This is a genomic window from Marinomonas alcarazii (genome assembly GCF_003208215.1).
GTDB lineage: Bacteria > Pseudomonadota > Gammaproteobacteria > Pseudomonadales > Marinomonadaceae > Marinomonas > Marinomonas alcarazii.
Map to the genome: position 1 here is coordinate 79,703 of NZ_QKLW01000005.1, position 17,688 is coordinate 97,390.

At 43.0% G+C, this 17,688-nt stretch carries 21 protein-coding genes; 8 read left to right on the forward strand and 13 right to left on the reverse strand.

What is annotated here, in order from left to right; translation table 11 throughout:
• Positions 1 to 133: 133 nt before the first annotated feature.
• The 5 genes from DFP75_RS11630 to DFP75_RS11650 all read right to left on the reverse strand — a co-directional run bounded on the left by DFP75_RS11630 (position 134) and on the right by DFP75_RS11650 (position 3,797).
• On the reverse strand, positions 134 to 292 hold the full coding sequence (locus DFP75_RS11630; protein WP_425451220.1) for a type II toxin-antitoxin system Phd/YefM family antitoxin: 159 nt from the start codon (positions 290 to 292) through the stop codon (positions 134 to 136).
• Positions 293 to 380: 88 nt separating this feature from the next.
• Positions 381 to 860, reverse strand: a complete 480-nt coding sequence (locus tag DFP75_RS11635; protein ID WP_110575814.1) for a GNAT family N-acetyltransferase — start codon at positions 858 to 860, stop codon at positions 381 to 383.
• A gap of 32 nt (positions 861 to 892) precedes the next feature.
• Positions 893 to 1,483 (reverse strand): YecA family protein, encoded by a 591-nt coding sequence (locus tag DFP75_RS11640; RefSeq protein WP_110575816.1) that lies wholly within the window; start codon positions 1,481 to 1,483, stop codon positions 893 to 895.
• Positions 1,484 to 1,785: 302 nt separating this feature from the next.
• Positions 1,786 to 2,616: an S-formylglutathione hydrolase gene (gene fghA, locus DFP75_RS11645; RefSeq protein ID WP_110575818.1), complete on the reverse strand. Its 831-nt coding sequence runs from the start codon at positions 2,614 to 2,616 to the stop codon at positions 1,786 to 1,788.
• A 65-nt stretch (positions 2,617 to 2,681) separates the two neighbouring features.
• Positions 2,682 to 3,797, reverse strand: coding sequence for an S-(hydroxymethyl)glutathione dehydrogenase/class III alcohol dehydrogenase (locus DFP75_RS11650; protein WP_110575820.1), 1,116 nt, complete (start codon positions 3,795 to 3,797; stop codon positions 2,682 to 2,684).
• A gap of 189 nt (positions 3,798 to 3,986) precedes the next feature.
• Here DFP75_RS11650 and DFP75_RS11655 point away from each other — a divergent pair, with 189 nt between their 5' ends.
• Positions 3,987 to 4,877: a LysR family transcriptional regulator gene (locus tag DFP75_RS11655; protein WP_110575822.1), complete on the forward strand. Its 891-nt coding sequence runs from the start codon at positions 3,987 to 3,989 to the stop codon at positions 4,875 to 4,877.
• A gap of 59 nt (positions 4,878 to 4,936) precedes the next feature.
• Positions 4,937 to 5,200, forward strand: coding sequence for a DUF3820 family protein (locus DFP75_RS11660; RefSeq protein ID WP_110575824.1), 264 nt, complete (start codon positions 4,937 to 4,939; stop codon positions 5,198 to 5,200).
• Here DFP75_RS11660 and DFP75_RS11665 read toward each other — a convergent pair.
• Positions 5,197 to 5,658, reverse strand: a complete 462-nt coding sequence (locus tag DFP75_RS11665; protein WP_110575826.1) for a GNAT family N-acetyltransferase — start codon at positions 5,656 to 5,658, stop codon at positions 5,197 to 5,199. The two genes, DFP75_RS11660 and DFP75_RS11665, sit on opposite strands and share 4 nt — an antisense overlap.
• 144 nt (positions 5,659 to 5,802) lie before the next feature.
• Between DFP75_RS11665 and DFP75_RS11670 the strand changes: the two genes are divergently transcribed.
• Together DFP75_RS11670 and DFP75_RS11675 are read left to right on the forward strand one after the other, a co-directional pair.
• A complete protein-coding gene (locus DFP75_RS11670; RefSeq protein ID WP_110575828.1) occupies positions 5,803 to 6,258 on the forward strand; it encodes a GNAT family N-acetyltransferase in 456 nt (151 codons plus the stop codon).
• A 111-nt stretch (positions 6,259 to 6,369) separates the two neighbouring features.
• Positions 6,370 to 7,062: an aspartate/glutamate racemase family protein gene (locus tag DFP75_RS11675; protein WP_110575830.1), complete on the forward strand. Its 693-nt coding sequence runs from the start codon at positions 6,370 to 6,372 to the stop codon at positions 7,060 to 7,062.
• Positions 7,063 to 7,138: 76 nt separating this feature from the next.
• Here the strand turns inward: DFP75_RS11675 and DFP75_RS11680 are convergent, their stop codons facing one another.
• The 5 genes from DFP75_RS11680 to DFP75_RS11700 all read right to left on the reverse strand — a co-directional run bounded on the left by DFP75_RS11680 (position 7,139) and on the right by DFP75_RS11700 (position 11,187).
• Positions 7,139 to 8,530, reverse strand: coding sequence for a class II fumarate hydratase (locus DFP75_RS11680; RefSeq protein ID WP_110575831.1), 1,392 nt, complete (start codon positions 8,528 to 8,530; stop codon positions 7,139 to 7,141).
• Between the two features lie 18 nt (positions 8,531 to 8,548).
• The gene (locus DFP75_RS11685) at positions 8,549 to 8,902 is read right to left on the reverse strand and encodes a hypothetical protein (RefSeq protein WP_110575833.1); all 354 of its coding nucleotides are present in this window, start codon (positions 8,900 to 8,902) and stop codon (positions 8,549 to 8,551) included.
• Positions 8,903 to 9,160: 258 nt separating this feature from the next.
• On the reverse strand, positions 9,161 to 9,640 hold the full coding sequence (locus DFP75_RS11690; protein ID WP_110575835.1) for an FKBP-type peptidyl-prolyl cis-trans isomerase: 480 nt from the start codon (positions 9,638 to 9,640) through the stop codon (positions 9,161 to 9,163).
• An 87-nt stretch (positions 9,641 to 9,727) separates the two neighbouring features.
• Complete coding sequence (locus tag DFP75_RS11695) at positions 9,728 to 10,315, reverse strand: DUF1439 domain-containing protein (protein WP_110575837.1); 588 nt, start codon at positions 10,313 to 10,315, stop codon at positions 9,728 to 9,730.
• Entirely contained in the window at positions 10,312 to 11,187 is an 876-nt protein-coding gene (locus tag DFP75_RS11700; protein ID WP_110575840.1) for a mechanosensitive ion channel family protein, read from the reverse strand. Before DFP75_RS11700 ends, DFP75_RS11695 begins: the two co-directional genes overlap by 4 nt.
• Positions 11,188 to 11,313: 126 nt before the next feature.
• On the opposite strand from DFP75_RS11700, the gene DFP75_RS11705 reads away from it, so the two are divergent.
• Positions 11,314 to 11,742, forward strand: a complete 429-nt coding sequence (locus tag DFP75_RS11705) for a YebG family protein (protein ID WP_110575842.1) — start codon at positions 11,314 to 11,316, stop codon at positions 11,740 to 11,742.
• Between the two features lie 166 nt (positions 11,743 to 11,908).
• On the forward strand, positions 11,909 to 12,880 hold the full coding sequence (locus tag DFP75_RS11710) for an aspartyl/asparaginyl beta-hydroxylase domain-containing protein (RefSeq protein WP_110575844.1): 972 nt from the start codon (positions 11,909 to 11,911) through the stop codon (positions 12,878 to 12,880).
• A gap of 88 nt (positions 12,881 to 12,968) precedes the next feature.
• Here DFP75_RS11710 and DFP75_RS11715 read toward each other — a convergent pair whose 3' ends face one another.
• Complete coding sequence (locus tag DFP75_RS11715) at positions 12,969 to 13,226, reverse strand: TIGR03643 family protein (protein WP_425451222.1); 258 nt, start codon at positions 13,224 to 13,226, stop codon at positions 12,969 to 12,971.
• 265 nt (positions 13,227 to 13,491) lie between these two features.
• Here DFP75_RS11715 and DFP75_RS11720 point away from each other — a divergent pair, with 265 nt between their 5' ends.
• Positions 13,492 to 15,327, forward strand: coding sequence for an ABC transporter ATP-binding protein (locus DFP75_RS11720; RefSeq protein WP_110575848.1), 1,836 nt, complete (start codon positions 13,492 to 13,494; stop codon positions 15,325 to 15,327).
• Between the two features lie 106 nt (positions 15,328 to 15,433).
• Entirely contained in the window at positions 15,434 to 16,789 is a 1,356-nt protein-coding gene (locus DFP75_RS11725; protein ID WP_245927049.1) for a multicopper oxidase family protein, read from the forward strand.
• A 73-nt stretch (positions 16,790 to 16,862) separates the two neighbouring features.
• On the opposite strand, the gene DFP75_RS11730 is transcribed toward DFP75_RS11725, so the two are convergent.
• Positions 16,863 to 17,687, reverse strand: coding sequence for a DUF2076 domain-containing protein (locus DFP75_RS11730; RefSeq protein ID WP_181417023.1), 825 nt, complete (start codon positions 17,685 to 17,687; stop codon positions 16,863 to 16,865).
• Position 17,688 lies beyond the last annotated feature (1 nt).

Below are 17,688 nucleotides of genomic sequence, written 5' to 3' on the forward strand. Positions count from 1 at the left end.
CGATATTTCGCTGAGAAACAGATTTAGAGACAGTTTCAGCTAAAAAAGATCACCAATCAAGCTCCCCATCACACTCTCTAGCAGAAGCATCTATCCCTTCTCGGATAGACTCACGCAAATTAGGCACTGATAGTTAAAGCAGCGTTTCCTGAATTGCAGACCAATCTTCTTCCGATACTAAAACCGCATTATTACGCTTACCAGAAATGATTATAGGCTGATGAGAATCAGCCGCTTCATCAATAAGCCGGTACAAATTACTACGTGCTTCTGTTGCCGTCATTCCAGCCATCACACACCTCGAATTTGTTTGAATTATGAGCAATTTATACTTATTAAAGTACGTACATCAAGACGCACGTTTTGCGACTATTGAAATATTAAAGCCTCTTTTCCATATTTATCAACTCAAAAAATTGGCCATTTGAAAGCGGCTCTTTCACTCGTCCAATCTCGGTAAATCCTCGCTTACTATAAAAAGGCTCACCCGACAAAGTAGAGGCTAAAAATAACGACTTAACACCTCTTTCAGAACAATACTTTTCACAATAATCAAACACACTTGAAGCGACACCTTTTCTGGCGTATTCAGGAGCAACAAAGAAGCCTCGAATCTCGGCACTCGTTTCTTCATCCAATAAAAGAGATACACCGCCACAGCCAGCAATACAGCCATCATTTTCAGCAACAAAATACTGTCCAGATTGAATGAGAACATCTAAACCACCAATCAACTCCAACGCCGCGTCAATCTCTGATTCCTCATAAAACCCACGCTGAAGCTCGCGAGTCGAGCGATTAATTAATGTTTGAATCAACTCTAAGTCTTCGATTCTTGCTGTTCGGATGGTGAAGTTCATAGGATTACTTTCCTTGTTAAATGCATTTTTACTTAAACATACCTAGCGTTTTTTCCACAGCACTTTTTAAACTTCTTAGATGATCCACAATAACAAGGATCGTCTTTTCGAGTATTATTAGAAACATAAGTAAAAAATTCTGATGCTAGCAGCAATTTCTCTGAATATATTTCATTAACTTTAGCACTATCTCCATTCAATCTTGCTACATCTTGTTCGTTTTCAAAACTAACGAATTTTTCTATAATTAAACTCTCAACTAGCGCGTAGCTTTTCACTGGCAATCTATTATTAACAATCAAGTCTTTAACTGATTCATCTCTGACAAACTTTATTTTCGCTATTTTTGATTCTGGTGGAGTAACACAAATTAATCTTCCATCCTCCATATGAACTACAGCATGAGCGTGTGTCTTTAAGACAAATCGCCCTAACATTGAAAATATCCAACCATATTGAATTGATCCATTGTTTGAATTCAGATACTTTGTCACATTATCCAAGCAGTAGTTTTGGATTGTATTTTCAAATTGCTGTATTTCTACTTCTTCAATAGGAATACAATTAATCCTACGCAAAAAATTCATTGGTAAGTCTTTAGGAATATAATAATTAATTTCCATCTAACGCTCCTTTTTATTAAATCAAAAATACAGCCGAAATTATCTGACTGCTTCACTACATCTTTGCACTTAGTAGATATTACTAATATTAGAAGCACATTGGTTTTTCTCTTCATACATTATTGAATTAATTAGACGCCGGACCTGCTCTATCTGCAGTTGTTGGCCTAAAGACCAATCTACAAAGTGGCGGATCACGCTTCGCTCATGCTGCCCTACGCGTTGTTTTAAATAGGTTTTCAAGCAATAAAAAAGCGAGCCGCGGCTCGCTTTTTTTGATTCCAATGAAGAAAAACTAAGTGTTAACTCAAGGCTCTAGAATGATGTTCTAGGTGATCATCGATAAAGCTGGCGATGAAGAAGTAGCTGTGGTCGTAGCCCGGTTGACGACGTAGCGTAATCGGGTGTCCGGCTTTTTCACAGGCTGCTTCTAGGGCTTCTGGTTTAAGTTGTTCTACCAAGAAGTTATCGGCTTCGCCTTGATCAATAAACAATGGTAAGCGTTCACTTGCGTTTTCCACCAGCAAAGTCGCATCCCATTCCTTCCAAGTGCTCTTATCCTCGCCCAAGTATCCGGTGAAGGCTTTTTCGCCCCAAGGACAGTTTGTTGGGTTAACGATTGGCGCAAAAGCCGAGACAGATTGATACTTGCCTGGGTTCCTAAGGGCACAAATCAAAGCGCCATGACCGCCCATGGAGTGACCTGAGATAGAACGTTTGTCCGTCACAGGGAAGTTGGCTTCCACCAAATGCGGCAGCTCTTGAACCACGTAATCGTACATGTGGTAAGTGTTTGAATAAGGCTCAACTGTCGCGTTGATATAAAACCCTGCGGCAGAACCAAAGTCGTAGCTTTCATGTTCGTTTGGATAATCTGTACCGCGAGGACTGGTATCAGGACAAACAATGGCCAAGCCTAATTCTGCCGCTTTACGAAACGCCCCTGCTTTCTGTGTGAAGTTTTCGTCATTACAAGTCAAACCTGACAGCCAATATAAGACTGGCACTTTTTGCGTTTCTGCTTGCGGAGGTAGGTAAATAGCAAAGGTCATTTCGCTTTTCACTGACAAGCTTTCATGCTTATAGCGCTTCAACCAACCGCCGAAGCTTTTGGTACTGGATAACAATTCCATAGCTGTCTCCTTAACTGTGTTAAAAAAGCCCGCTTAGCGGGCTTATCAAAACGGTGAGATCTCGTTTATTTGTCAAAAAGGATAACAGTACGAATACTCTCGCCTTTATGCATCAAATCAAACGCTTCGTTGATCTGTTCAAGCGGCATAGTGTGCGTCACGAATGGATCGATTTCGATCTTGCCGTTCATGTAATCTTCTACGTAACCTGGCAATTGGCTGCGGCCTTTTACACCACCAAAAGCAGAACCTTTCCAGACTCGGCCAGTTACCAATTGGAACGGACGTGTAGAGATTTCTTGGCCAGCACCAGCAACACCGATGATGATAGATTCGCCCCAACCTTTGTGGCAGCACTCAAGCGCAGAACGCATCACTTGTACGTTACCGATACACTCGAAAGAGTAATCAACGCCACCGTCAGTCATACCTACGATCACTTCCTGAATAGGCTTATCGAAGTTTTTCGGATTCACGCAATCTGTCGCACCGAACTGCTGAGCCATCTCGAACTTGGATTCATTGATATCGATGGCGATAATGCGAGAAGCGCCAGCCATACGAGCGCCTTGGATGACAGACAAACCAATGCCGCCCAAACCAAAAACAGCAACGGTATCGCCTTTTTCGACTTTCGCTGTGTTTAGTACCGCACCGATACCTGTTGTGATACCACAACCTAGTAGGCAAACTTTTTCTAGTGGTGCGTCAACATGGATTTTTGCCAAAGAAATTTCCGGAACCACGCTGTATTCAGAGAAAGTAGACGTGCCCATGTAATGGAAAATTGGCTCGCCATTAATGCTGAAACGGCTAGTACCGTCTGGCATAAGGCCTTTACCTTGTGTTTCACGAACGGCTTGGCAAAGGTTTGTTTTGCCAGACTTACAGAATTTACACTCGCCACATTCCGCTGTGTAAAGTGGGATAACGTGGTCACCTACTTTAAGAGAAGTTACACCCTCACCTACGGCTTCCACAACACCCGCGCCTTCGTGACCTAGAATAGCAGGGAAAATACCTTCTGGATCTTCACCAGACAAAGTGAACGCATCTGTGTGACAAACGCCGGTAGCAACCATGCGAACAAGCACTTCGCCTTTTTGTGGATCTTGAACATCAACTTCTTCGATTTTAAGAGGTTGGCCTGGGCCCCAAGCAACAGCTGCTTTACATTTCATTGCGCACTCCAAATGTTTTTAATTTACTTTCGATGCAATCAGTGTAGACGCAAATGATTACAGGGATAATGCTCAATTTGGAAAATGATTATTGCCATACAGCAACAATCATTTTAAAAACGATGAATTTAGTTATAATATAACAACTCCAGCAACAAGCTAACCTTCAACCTATCGGTACCAAAGACTATGAAAAACTGGGAAGCCATGGAAGCATTCGTCGAAGTTGTCAGGCAGGGCAGCTTTTCCGCTGCGGCAGTCAAACTTAGCGTATCCGCTTCGCACATTAGTCGATTGATTACGCAGCTCGAAGCGGAACTTGAAACAACCCTACTGTTTCGAACCACACGTCGTATTCGTTTAAGTGATGCGGGTGAGCTGTATTACCAACACTGCCGAGGTTTGCCTGAAGCCTTAAGTAGCGCCGAAGAAGTTATTTCAACACTCAATCAAGCGCCAATAGGCTCATTTAAAATGACTTGTGCCACGACCTTTGGCGAACGTTACATTGCACCATTAATGAATGACTTTTTGCTGAATCATCCAAAGATAGAACTGGATTTTCACCTAACGAACCGATCGGTAGATTTGATAGAAGAAGGTTACGATCTTGCCATTCGCATGGGTGCTATGAAGGATTCGAGTCATTTGTCACGCCGCTTATGTGACCGTGAGGAATACCTGTGTGCGTCGAGAGAATACATAGACCAGCACGGCATGCCGCATACTCTGGCTGAGTTAAGCAAACACAGCTGCCTAATTGGTTCAAAAACCCACTGGTTGTTTCAGCAAGATGGACAGCGCAAAGAAGTAAAAGTAAACAGTAACTGGCGCAGCAATTCTGGGCCCGCTTTGCTCGATGCCGTTCGCAAAGGCTTAGGGATTGCTCAGCTACCAGATTATTACGTCGCCGATGACCTTGCCAGTGGCAAGCTCATTCCCTTGTTGACGCAATATCAGTATCCCTACAGCGGTGTTTGGCTGGTTTACCCTAAAGTACGTCAGCCATCGCCTAAGCTACAAAGCATTTGTGATTATCTGATTCAGCGTTTTAAACAAGATCCACCGTTTGCCAAATAACTCACGTATGGTTAAATACGCCCACACACTCACCCTTTAAGCATCACTAAGCGAAGCCCATGTTTTCACAAGAAGATCTCGTCCAAGTTGCTCGTCAAACCATGCCATTTGGGAAATACCAAGGTCGTGTTTTGATCGATCTGCCAGAAGCCTATTTATTATGGTTTGCCCACGAAGGCTGGCCGAATGGCAATCTGGGGCAATGGCTGCAGCTGGCATTGGAAATCAAAATCAATGGATTGGAAAAGCTGGTCGATCCTCTGCGTAAACCTGCCGAGAAAAAGCCAGACGAGCCTAAGGTTCGCATTCGCTTTGATGATTAATCTGCAATAGACGGGGTGCTAGGATAAATATAAAGCAGCACACCGTTTTCTTGTTTATCTAGAACAAAACCGGCTCGCTCTGCCACTTTCATAGACGCAATGTTATCAGGCTTCACTTGCGCCACTAATGGTTCATTAAAGTTATGCACCAATTTGGACAGCATTTGATGAGCAATGCCTTTTCCGCGGACTTCTGGTGCAACTGTCCAAGACACTTCCCACGCATATTCTAATCTGTCAGCACGACAGGTTCCGACCGCCAGACCATCCATCTCAGCAATCCACAACAAGCGTAAGTCTGGTTTATTCAGAGAATTACTCAACCATTTAATATGGGCATCTAAACCAATGACATCTTGATTATGAGAGGCTTCCCGCGTGGCAGGATCATTACGCCATGCAAGCAAAGATGCGGCGTCTTTCATTTCAGCGGGGCGTAAACGAAACGGAATTGCCATACTGCCTCTGTCTCCTCTTTTAGCCTGTTTGCGTTTCAGTATACACTTTTGTTTAACGACTAAAATACACTAAATTAAGGTACAAAAATTGCTTACTTTGGCGTATCAAATAGCCCATTATTTTCAGTAAGGAAAGAACACTAAATGGACATCAGAATCGACGATTTATCTGGCCCAGAAGTCAAACAAATACTCACAGAACACCTTGAAGACATGTTCGCAACATCACCGGCAGAAAGCGTACATGCCTTGGATTTGACTGGTCTAAAACAGCCAAGCGTCACCTTTTGGACGGTTTGGGAAGATAGCCAATTACTCGGATGTGGCGCGCTAAAAGTACTAGACGAAACACATGGCGAAATTAAATCCATGCGCACCACCAGCGCCGCTCGCAACAAGGGCGTTGCTTCTACCCTACTTTGCCACATTCTCGATACCGCCAAGCAAAAAGGCCTCAATAAAATCAGCCTAGAAACCGGATCACAAGACTTCTTCGCGCCAGCCAGGAAGCTGTACGCTAAACACGCCTTTTCAGAATGCGGCCCCTTTTCCAATTACAAACTGGATCCTCATAGCGTATTTATGACTAGACAAATTTAAACCAACAATCCATCACAGTTACGCTATTTATTTTTTCAAACTGTGCATTACGACCTGTGTGTTAGCGCGTTAGACTTCATGAACTTATTATAAATTCTAAAGGGCGCAAGCATGAAAACGATCGGCATTATTGGAGGCATGAGTTGGGAATCTTCTGCTCTGTATTACAAAAGCATCAACGAGTTGACCAAACAAAAACTTGGTGGACTGCATTCCGCTAAAATTATTTTATCCAGTGTCGATTTTGCGGAAATTGAGCGCTTACAACATCAAGGCGATTGGTTACAGTTAGGCGAAATACTCGCTCTAGAAGCCAAACGTTTAGAGCAAGCTCAGGCTGATTTCATACTTATCGCGACCAACACCATGCACAAGGTGGCTGACGTTGTTCAAAGTGCGGTGCAAATTCCGTTGCTGCATATTGCCGATGCCACAGCCAAGGAACTTGTGAAGCAGAAACATCAAAAAGTAGGTTTTATCGGCACACGCTATTCGATGGAAGAAGATTTTTATATTAAGCGATTAGAAGATCAATATGGCTTAGAGGTTATCACGCCATCGAAGCAAGACAGGGACGAGATACATAGAATTATCTACGAGGAATTATGTCTCGGTAAAATTCTTCCTGAATCGAGACAAATTTATATCGACATCGTTAATCGACTTCAAGCAGCCGGAGCACAAGCCGTCATCGAAGGCTGTACGGAAATCACATTATTGTTAAAACAAGAACACGTTGCCGTGCCTTTATTTGACACCACTTATATTCACGCTAAAGCCGCTGTCGATAAAGCGCTAGAGTAATTAAGCATAAAAAAAGCCAGCGCGAACGCTGGCTCGGGTTTTCTATATTTGGAAAGGGAACAACCAAATAAAGAAACTATAGCCCACCATGAGTTAACTTAGCAGGGTCGAGTAAGGAGAGCAATTCCTCTCGGCTTAACTCTGTTTCTTCTTCTGCAACATCCACCACTGGGCGACCTTCTTTATAGGCTTTTTTCGCGATTTCTGCTGCTTTACCATAACCTATAATTGGGTTTAATGCTGTCACTAAAATTGGGTTACGATGTAATGCTTCATTCAATTTATCTTCATTGACGGTTAGCGTGGCAATGGCATTATCCGCCAACACTTGCCCACTGTTGGCCAATAACTTAATGCTGTTTAACAGATTCTTAGCAATCATTGGTAACATGACGTTCAATTCAAAATTGCCCGACTGACCGCCAATGGTGATAGCAGCATCGTTACCAATCACTTGCGCAGCGACCATAGCCGTTGCTTCCGGAATCACCGGATTCACTTTGCCCGGCATAATAGACGAACCTGGCTGCAAAGCTTGTAAAGAAATTTCCCCTAACCCCGCTAGTGGTCCAGAATTCATCCAACGCAGGTCATTGGCAATTTTCATATAGGTCACAGCAACAGCCTTTAACTGACCTGATAAGGCAACGGCCGTATCTTGAGAGCCAATCAAAGCGAAAAAATTATCGCCTTTGCTAAAGGTCACATTTGTTAAATAAGACAACTCTTTGGCAAATAGTTCAGCAAACTCTGGGTGTGCATTAATGCCAGTACCAACGGCGGTTCCGCCTTGAGCAAGTTTCGTTGTCTTGGCTTCTAGGTACGTTAAGTTATCAATATTGTCTTGAAGTTGCGCTGCCCACGAATGAAAAGTTTGATCCAAACGTACAGGCATAGCGTCCATCAAATGTGTTCGACCTGTTTTGGTGTACTTAGCCAATGCATGACCCTTCTCAAGGATCGTCTCTTTCAAATGAACCAAGGCGGGCAACAGATGACCAGTTAATTCTAATGTCGCACTCACATGAATAGCACTTGGAATCACATCATTACTACTCTGTCCGTAATTCACATGATCATTGGGATTAACCGTTGAACCGCCTTCTTCTGAACGATAATACGCGTTGGCTAATGTGGCTATCACTTCATTGGCGTTCATATTCGAACTGGTGCCAGAGCCCGTTTGGAAAACATCGACAGGGAAGTGCTGCATAAGGTCGTCACCATCTAACAGCTCATCACAGGCGTTTTGTATCGCTTTCGACATCTCTGGGGTAATGCATTCAAGGGACTCATTCGCTCGTGCCGCGGCCGCTTTAATAAGAATAAGTGCGCGAATAAAAGCTTCTGGAAGGGGCTCGTCACTGATTGGGAAATTATTAATAGCGCGCTGGGTTTGAGCACCGTAAAGTGCTTTTTCAGGGACCTCTAGTTCGCCCATACTGTCTTTTTCAATACGCATTTTCATTAGTCTATGTGGTCCTTATTATTCAAAGGAAGAGATAAAGTAGTGACTCAAAATGCGTAAACTGTGCTCCATCTTGAAATAATTTTTTGCATCCTGATACGTCACAATTAATTGTTTAAGATGCGACAGAGGCAAATACACCTTGTCTAAACACGTTTGTCGCCAATGAGGCACCACTCTGGTATCACATACAGTGTCCAGCAACACATTAAACACTCTTTGATGCAATAACGTCGCATCGGGGATGCTTAAGCGTTCGGCATACTCTTCCGTTAGTTTCAAATAATGATAGAGCACTTCTGGGGAGTCTGCACACTGCCCTCCCTGAATAGTCTGCTCGAGCACTGAAAATGGCACTAAATAATGACTCATTGCTTCGCCCTCTAAAATAGAACACACAAAATATAAATGATAACTATTATCAATAATGTGCACGGCGACGAGATCTGTCAAGCAGTTGATAACGATTCTTATTAAATTTTAATATTTGCTGCAATCACTTGATTAAAATCAGTCTTTCTCTGCTCATTTAAAAAATACAAGCTCAGAAATACAAAAACCCCCGCTGCGTTATCCGCAACAGGGGCTTTTGGGAAATAGCCTTATTTTGTTGTTAAAGCACTCTTGCTCTTAGTGGTGATGACCACCAACACCGTGCGCATGGCCGTGCGCAATTTCATCATTCGTTGCTTCACGAGCATCAACAATTTGAATATTGAACGTTAGATCTTTACCAGACAATGGGTGGTTCAAATCAACAGTAGCGTGCTTCAAACCAACTTTAACCACGGTCACCTGACGCATGCCTTTGTCAGTTTGTACCATAGCGACCATGCCCGCTTTCCAGCGTTTCGCACCCTGTAAATGTTTTACCGGCACTTGTTGCTGACGATCTTCATGGCGCTCGCCATAGGCATCAGCACACGCAACAGTGACTTCAAACTCGTCACCAACCTCTTTGCCTTCCATTGCTTTTTCAAGCCCAGGAATAACATTACCGTGGCCATGTAAATACGCCGCAGGATCTTTACCTGCAGAAGTCTCAATCAGCTCTTCGCCATGGCGCAAAGTATAATGAAATTGAACGACTTGATTGTCTGCAATCGACATGATGTTTCCTTAATATCTGGTTATATAATATTCGGGCATTATAGTGGCTATGAAGAAACTTACCTAGACCCTTAACCAAAGTCTTACCTAAAAGATAGAAAGCTCTAACGAGTCTTCCTTGATAATAATGTCTTTCACCATAACCGCTGCTGCCTTCTCAAATGGCGAGTGATTCAAAACATACACAGGATGCCCATCAAAGTACTGTACAAAAGCCCTTTCAAAATCTTCATGTAATGGCCCTAAAGTAGAACGCAGCAACTTATCACTAAAGCTTGAGCCTTCGACTTCAATCTTAGTAATTTTTGGTGCCACTAAATAAAGTCGATCTTCTTCAATCCGAACACCGGATTCAAAAGAAGGGTTCACTCTTGTCGTGAGCGAAAAGTTCTGACCGAATGCGGTTACGGTTCCTGTGATTTTGCCAATAAGATCCACCAACACTAAACCGCCATCACGCTCAGTAAAATCAATATTTGCAGAGCTAACCAAAAAATCCAAGTTTAGGGTATTACCATCTAGTGTTAGCTCAATTTGATTTTGTTGAGGTTTAGCAAGTTGCTGTGCGACTTCTTCGTTAACCTTACTTTCTGTGACACGAAAACTATTACAGCCCGCTGTTAATAAAGTGATACAAATTAAACATACTAGCGTTAATGTACGAGTTTGACTCATTGATCTGCCCTCGCTGCATCTAACCTAGCATCACGACTTGCGTACCAAAACGCCATAAAATCTTCCGTCACTTTTTGTTCAATTTCGACCGCTTCTTCTGTCGGGCAAAAAAGAGAAATCGTAAAAATGTTAAAGCCTTCCACCGTGGTCGTAATACGCACTCGAGGTTCAGGACCAGAAATTTTGATATCCAAACGTTTTTCAATAAGGCTGTTATAACGAATAGCAACGTCATGAAAATGCTCACTGTAACCACGAATTTTTTCCAGTATTTGCTCTTTTATGGTAAACAAATTCACATCATCCGTGGCGCGCGCAATAGAAAATGTGTGAGTCACATAACGACGCATATAGTTTAAGTTCTGAACCGTTTGTAATAACAGCACACTGTTGGGCACAACTGTGGTTCGACCCGTGTAGGAATATGTGCCACCTTTTAAGTCCACTTCAAATAAAGTAGTGGATAGCCAATCGCTATCTGTTACTTCACCTTCATAGTTAGCAATTCGAATCCAATCACCAACCTGATAAGGGCGAGTACTTGCTCGATAAAATGCACCAATAATGCAAGCAATAAATTCCTTTGTGGCAATGACCAAAGCCACCATGAATGCGGCAATTGAAATGGCGATATTTTGCAGCTCAGAAGACCAAATAAGCACCAAACCAACCACTAAAAACAGGTTGAAAATGTTATCTACCGTGTTGATTCTCTGACGTTTTTTATCATGTTCGATTTTTTGGTGAAGACGTATAGCTCGCTTTGTATAACGTCTCACTATGTAGGACAGCAAAACCCAAGCGAGTGTTAAAACGATCTCAACATGATCCATTACAATAGAAAAGTCTAACTGGGAGAAATCGATCGACATAAAATGGTTTCCTTCATCAAGGGCGTAACTTTAACAACCATTGCTCATATCAACAAATAAAAGCACTAGACAAACGGGAAAATAATACTGTACATTTATACAGTATTATTTTTCATGAGGTGGATCATGCCTGTAATTATCAAATATGTTGTAGAACGCGATGGAATCGAAAAAATGACATTTACTTCAAAAGTCGAGGCCGATGCATACGACAAACTTCTAGATACCGCTGAAGCGCTTTATGAAGTATTGGATCAGAGCAATTTAGCTGGAGACCACAATCAAAAAGAAGCTTTATCTATGTACCTAGCAGAGAACAAGGATTCTCTATTAGATATATTAGGCAACAAAAAGAAAACGTCACCAAAAGCCAAAAAATCATCATCAAAAGAATCCAGTGGAAAAACAGCGTCATCAGCAGTAGTTACTGAAAAAAAGACACTTGAAGACCTTGTCATAGAAACCGATGAAGAGATGATTTATAGCGAAGACGATAGCGCTCTCACATTTGACCTTGATGAAAGCAGCGATTTTCCAGAAAGTGATGCAGCATAAAGCTGCATCATCCCCTCTTTTAGTACAAGAAACATTCAAAATGAAGCATCCATGTAAAATTTAAAAGCGGATAAGCGCATCCCCTATTTTGGGTATTCACATTTCATGACCAATAGTAAATAATTAGCAAATAAAAAGACCAATCGTCAAGAAATGGGAAATAAAGATGCAGCTTGCCGTTATCATGTTATTTATTGCTACTTTCAGCATGTGTTCCATGTACTACATTTATACGTATAGAGGAAACACTCGATACACCAGCTGGTCTGAATACTTCCGTAAAGGCTGGCCGATATTTGCCCCTTTAAATTGCTTACTGTATTTGTTTTCCACCAAAAAAGTCCGTCGCCCTATTATCGATACGCTTCAATACAAAGAGTTAGACGAACTCCGCAAAAACTGGGAAGTGATAAGAGATGAAGCACTGGCACTGCAACATTGTGGTGAACTAGAAAACATTAACAAACCAGGCTCTGACGCGTCCTATGACTTGGGGTTTAGAACATTTCATAAATACGGCTGGAGAAAGTATTACTTGAAATGGTATGGATACAACCATGTTTCCGCTCAAAAACAATGCCCAAAAACCGTTGAGATACTCAGCAAAATTAAAAATATCAATGGCGCCATGTTTGCTTACATGCCAGGAAACTCAGAACTGACGCGTCATCTAGACCCTGTCGCCTGTTCTTTACGCTACCACCTAGGGCTAGAAACCCCTAACTCGAAAGATTGTTTCATTAACGTAGATGGAGAGGAATACGCTTGGCAAGATGGCAAAGACTTGCTGTTTGATGAAACGTACCTTCACTTTGTAAAGAACAATACAGATCAGAGTCGCTTAATTTTAATGTGTGACTTCAATCGACCGGTCAATATTTTCGGGAAGATCATTAATTTCTGCTACAAAATGTTGATGAGAGCGTCTGTCGTACCCAATACAGGTGAAGATAAAGGCGGACTGGCAAATAGAATTTTCAAAAATGTCACACCGCTATTGCAGCAAAGTAAAGAGCTGAAGCAGACAAATAGAAAAGCCTATAAGCGTCTAAAATACACAGTAAATAGCTTGCTGCTTTTAGCGATTGCAGGGATTATTGTTGGCTTTATTCAACTCATATCTTGGCTGATTTCGTAAAAGCACAGAGTGTAGGGAAATAAGCTCCTCTCTTGCGCACACCACATCCACTTATAACGATTAGGAGCAACCAGTCTTCCAATCGTTATTAGCGCCCTTTGTTAGCACGAATTTTATACTGTGTTTTACAGTAGCCACGCGAAATTTCAGGGTTGCGGTACGCCAAATGTTTACTCGCACGCCCAGAGACCCTAGCTCGCCAGTTTCTAAAAACTTTAGATTTAAGATTTTTTCGCATTAATAAAATAACATCCGGCTCAGAAAGCCCATAAAGCATTTGAATGGCTTCAAATGGCGTACGATCTTCCCAAGCCATTTCGATAATTCGTGACGTGTCTGGAGTCAAAATCATTCCTTAAGCAGTAACCATAATGAGCGTTATACGAAAGGATAAGGTCAACGGATCAACTATTTTCTAGCGATTGCTATGCACCGAATAGGTTTACTCACTAGCCTTACTAACCAATAAAAAACTCATAGGCAAACGACGCAAACACAAGAGCATCTTATCAAGCACCAAGTGTCGTGTTTTTAAAATGGATAAAAGATCGGCAGAATAACTTATACTATTCGTTCCTCTGCATGTATTTCCTAACGTTTTAAGGTCTTTAATGAAACCTGTTGCTTCGCCGAATAACACTGTCGATAAAAACATGCTTGGCGTCTTTCGTTATAGTCGACGCGCCATTGATTTAGTATGGAAAACCTCTCCAAAGTTAACCATTGGCTTGGCACTGGCGACTCTGATTGCCGGTGTCACTCCAGCGGCAATGGCGTATGTCGGGCAGTTGATAGTGGACGCGGTTGTTGCCGCCATGGAAAGCTACAAGCAAGATCAAGTTGTGCATTATCAGACCGCACTCAATTACGTGCTATTAGAAGGTCTTTTAGTATTGGTAATTGCCGCAGCGCAACGTGCTTTGACAGCCCAACAAGCCATTTTACAAGGCTTGCTAGGTCAAAAAGTTAATTTAATGATTTTAGAAAAAGCCCAAAGCCTTACCCTGTCTCATTTTGAAGATTCTGAGTTTTACGACAAACTGGTTCGAGCTCGTCGCGAAGCATCCAGTCGACCACTCGCGCTCGTTAATAAGACTTTTGCTCTGCTGCAAAATGCCATTTCCTTATCTAGCTTTGCCGTTCTACTTTGGCAATTTTCGCCATGGGCACTCATTCTATTAATATGTGGCGCCTTACCTTCCTTCATTGCTGAAGCTAAGTTTTCCGGTGACGCTTTTTTAATGTTTCGTTGGCGCTCACCTGAAGTCCGTCAACAAAACTATTTAGAAACGCTACTGGCTCGAGAAGACAACATCAAAGAAGTCCGCCTGTACCAATTAGGTGATCGATTTCTACAACGCTACACAGAAATATTCATCAAACTATTCAAAGAAAGTAAGCGACTTATCTTACGTCGAGAAAGCTGGGGCTTTGCCCTTGGCGTAATAAGCACATTGGTGTTTTATGGCGCTTATGGTTGGATCGTCAGCGACACTATTATTGGAGCGATTACCTTGGGTCAAATGACCATGTATTTATTGCTCTTCAAACAAGGGCAAAGCTCGGTATCCGCTTCTCTCACCGCCATCAGCGGTATGTATGAAGACAACTTATACTTATCTAATCTCTACGAATATCTAGAACAAGAAACGCCGCTTTCAACATCCGGTTTGTTAGTAGGCCCTATGCCAAACGATGGTATTCGTTTTGAAGACGTTACTTTCCAGTATCCGGGTAGTGAGCGCCCAGCGCTTGCCAATATCAATCTGCATATTAAACCTGGTCAAAGTCTGGCCATTGTCGGCGAAAATGGTTCCGGCAAAACCACGCTGATTAAACTGCTCACTCGTCTTTATAACCCCACCAAAGGGCGAATTTTATTGGATGGTTTAGATCTATTAGAATGGGAGGAAAGCGCACTACTAAAACGTATTGGCGTTATATTCCAAGACTTTGTACGCTATCAATTTATCGTTGGCGAAAACATTGGCGCTGGCGACAATGACAGATTTAACGATCAAGCAGGTTGGAAAAAAGCTGCTGAACTTGGTAAGGCGACCGACTTTATTGATGAACTGGAACAAGGTTATCAGACCCAACTGGGACGCTGGTTCCGTGGCGGGCAAGAATTGTCGGGGGGACAATGGCAAAAAATCGCCTTGGCCCGTGCTTTCATGCGCGAAGACGCTGATATTTTAGTCTTAGACGAACCTACAGCGGCCATGGATGCTCAGGCTGAAGCCAATATTTTCCAGCATTTCCAAGAGCATACTAAGGATAAAATGGCGATTCTGATTTCTCACCGTTTTTCTACCGTACGACTCGCTCACGAGATCATTGTTATGGAGCACGGACAGATCCAAGAACGTGGTACCCACGATTCACTACTAGCGCAACAAGGCCAATATGCGCATTTATTTACTTTACAGGCGCAGGGATATCGTTAAAAGCCTGATCAAGGCCAAATTATAACGATAACTTTTTTGCTATGCTCAGCATCATTAAATTCGCACTTGGCTAAATTTACGAAAAATAATTTACAGGACAGACGTTTTGAACAGACGTAATTTTATAAAATCCAGCTTGCTAGTCGCTATGACGAGCACACTGCCTAGAGTCGTACTCGCCGCAACACCTTCTGCAGGTTTCGACTATGAATTAATCGTCGAAGCGGCCGATGTGAACATTGTCCCTGGCGGCAGCACGCCAGCGCTGTGTTTTAACGGCGGCTACCCAGCTCCAGTTATTCGCGCCAAACAGCATCAGCCTGTTCGTATTCGCGTCATCAACAAACTAAACGAACCAACAACAATTCATTGGCATGGCATGAGAATCCCCATTGCGATGGATGGCGTGCCCTTTTTAAGCCAGCCCCCCATCATGCCAGGTGAAACGTTCGACTACGAATTCACACCGCCAGATGCAGGCTCTTTCTGGTATCACCCACACATGAACAGCGTCGAACAACTTGGAAAAGGCTTGGTTGGCGCATTAATAGTGGAGGAAGCAGAGAAGCCAGACTTCGATGAAGACCTGGTGTTGTGCATGAAGAACTGGCATATCAAAGACGATGGTTCTTTCACCGCTCTAACGACACCGCAAAATGCTTTTCGCATGGGCACACCTGGACGCGTGATGACAGTCAATGGTCAGATCAACCCTACCTATGAAGTGCCTGCTGGCGGCGCTATTCGAGTTCGCTTTTTGAACGTAGATAACACAGTGATGTACCAGATAAACACAACCGATCCAGCAGCACAAGTTATCGCCATTGACGGCAACCCTATCGCCAACCCTGTTGCGTTAACCAATCACATGACCGCGCCAGGCATGCGTCTTGACCTTGGTGTTATTGCACCTAGCAAAGTAGGTGAAACGGTCACATTTAAGCACAAGAACAAACCATTAGTGACGATCAAGACAGTAGCAAGTCAGCTCAAAAATCGTCAGTTGCCTAAGCTACCACTCAACCCAATTACGGCACCAGATTTAGATAACGCAGAAACCATTAAGTTTGCTTTTGAATGGAACGCCAACATCACGCCAATCGAAAAAGATGGCAAGGTAAGTTATAACTTCTGGACCATGAATCGCCGCTCTTGGGAAGGTATGTCAAAAGGCCATATTCCAGACCCTCTTGCTACACTAGAGCGAGGCAAAACCTATATCTTCGAGCTGTCGAATTTGACCCAGTATCACCATCCGATCCACATCCATGGTCATACATTCACAGTTTTAAAATCCAATAAAAAAGCCATCACACCATTCCATTCAGATACCGTTTTATTGGGAGAAAACGAAACGGTTTTGGCCGCGTTTGTGGCAGATAATCCAGGCCGTTGGATGTATCATTGCCATATAATCGAACACCTAAAAACAGGCTTTATGAGCTTTGTTGAGGTGACGTAAAAATGGTCTGCTCGATCAACACATCTCCAAATCGAAAACTGTCGATCTGGAGATGTGTTTTTAAAGCGAATGACTAAATAAAATCATCGCTGCCGAAGTCATCAAAACCGCCAATATCATCAAAACCTTGATCAAAGCCACCTGAATCTAGATCACTTTGATCCATATTGGCTTGGTCAAACCCAGCCTGCCCAAAGCCTCGGTTAGGATCCAGACCATCATCTGATTGATCAAAGCCTGCCTGACCAAAACCACCTTGATCTGCGCTATCGCTATCAGCAAAACCATTCTGTTCAGAATCTGATGCTGACCCAATATCAGACTCTTGTCCAACGTCCGAATCGGTAGGCGCTTCGTTAATGGCATTGACCATATCTGCATCAGAGTGATGGCTAAACATATTCATCAGCATATTACCGACAACAACACCGCCTGCCACACCAGCTGCGGTTTGTAAGGCACCACCTAAAAAGCTACCCGCTCCAGAACGATTCCGAGCAAAGGCTTGCGTTTGACTGTCAGTTTGATTCCTTGCCTGTTGATTGCTCGACCGACCAAAGCCTTGCTGGGAACCATTGCCATTGCCCCAACCGGAAGCTTGCTGAGCGGACGTTTGAGAAGAAACCTGTTCTCCACCAAATAGCCCAGATAAGAAACCGCCAGAGCTGGGCTTAGTCGATGCATTACGTTCGAGCTCTTCTACACGGGCATTCAACTGCTTTAACGCGGCTTCTTGCATAATAATGGTTTGTGCCATGTAGTAAGGTGCGGCAGGATTCGCCACAAGGTGTTTATTTATCTGCGTTTCTGCTTCTTTGTCCCGCTCACCAGTGTTTTTCTCTGCGGTATTAATACGTTCAAACAAACTATCAATTAAGCCCTTTGCCTCGTTACTCATC

Coding starts and splice junctions, on each gene's coding strand:
- DFP75_RS11630 (WP_425451220.1), bottom strand. CDS start 292: ATGGCTGGAATGACGGCAACAGAAGCACGTAGTAATTTGTACCGGCTT.
- DFP75_RS11635 (WP_110575814.1), bottom strand. CDS start 860: ATGAACTTCACCATCCGAACAGCAAGAATCGAAGACTTAGAGTTGATT.
- DFP75_RS11640 (WP_110575816.1), bottom strand. CDS start 1,483: ATGGAAATTAATTATTATATTCCTAAAGACTTACCAATGAATTTTTTG.
- fghA (WP_110575818.1), bottom strand. CDS start 2,616: ATGGAATTGTTATCCAGTACCAAAAGCTTCGGCGGTTGGTTGAAGCGC.
- DFP75_RS11650 (WP_110575820.1), bottom strand. CDS start 3,797: ATGAAATGTAAAGCAGCTGTTGCTTGGGGCCCAGGCCAACCTCTTAAA.
- DFP75_RS11655 (WP_110575822.1), top strand. CDS start 3,987: ATGAAAAACTGGGAAGCCATGGAAGCATTCGTCGAAGTTGTCAGGCAG.
- DFP75_RS11660 (WP_110575824.1), top strand. CDS start 4,937: ATGTTTTCACAAGAAGATCTCGTCCAAGTTGCTCGTCAAACCATGCCA.
- DFP75_RS11665 (WP_110575826.1), bottom strand. CDS start 5,658: ATGGCAATTCCGTTTCGTTTACGCCCCGCTGAAATGAAAGACGCCGCA.
- DFP75_RS11670 (WP_110575828.1), top strand. CDS start 5,803: ATGGACATCAGAATCGACGATTTATCTGGCCCAGAAGTCAAACAAATA.
- DFP75_RS11675 (WP_110575830.1), top strand. CDS start 6,370: ATGAAAACGATCGGCATTATTGGAGGCATGAGTTGGGAATCTTCTGCT.
- DFP75_RS11680 (WP_110575831.1), bottom strand. CDS start 8,530: ATGAAAATGCGTATTGAAAAAGACAGTATGGGCGAACTAGAGGTCCCT.
- DFP75_RS11685 (WP_110575833.1), bottom strand. CDS start 8,902: ATGAGTCATTATTTAGTGCCATTTTCAGTGCTCGAGCAGACTATTCAG.
- DFP75_RS11690 (WP_110575835.1), bottom strand. CDS start 9,640: ATGTCGATTGCAGACAATCAAGTCGTTCAATTTCATTATACTTTGCGC.
- DFP75_RS11695 (WP_110575837.1), bottom strand. CDS start 10,315: ATGAGTCAAACTCGTACATTAACGCTAGTATGTTTAATTTGTATCACT.
- DFP75_RS11700 (WP_110575840.1), bottom strand. CDS start 11,187: ATGTCGATCGATTTCTCCCAGTTAGACTTTTCTATTGTAATGGATCAT.
- DFP75_RS11705 (WP_110575842.1), top strand. CDS start 11,314: ATGCCTGTAATTATCAAATATGTTGTAGAACGCGATGGAATCGAAAAA.
- DFP75_RS11710 (WP_110575844.1), top strand. CDS start 11,909: ATGCAGCTTGCCGTTATCATGTTATTTATTGCTACTTTCAGCATGTGT.
- DFP75_RS11720 (WP_110575848.1), top strand. CDS start 13,492: ATGAAACCTGTTGCTTCGCCGAATAACACTGTCGATAAAAACATGCTT.
- DFP75_RS11730 (WP_181417023.1), bottom strand. CDS start 17,687: ATGAGTAACGAGGCAAAGGGCTTAATTGATAGTTTGTTTGAACGTATT.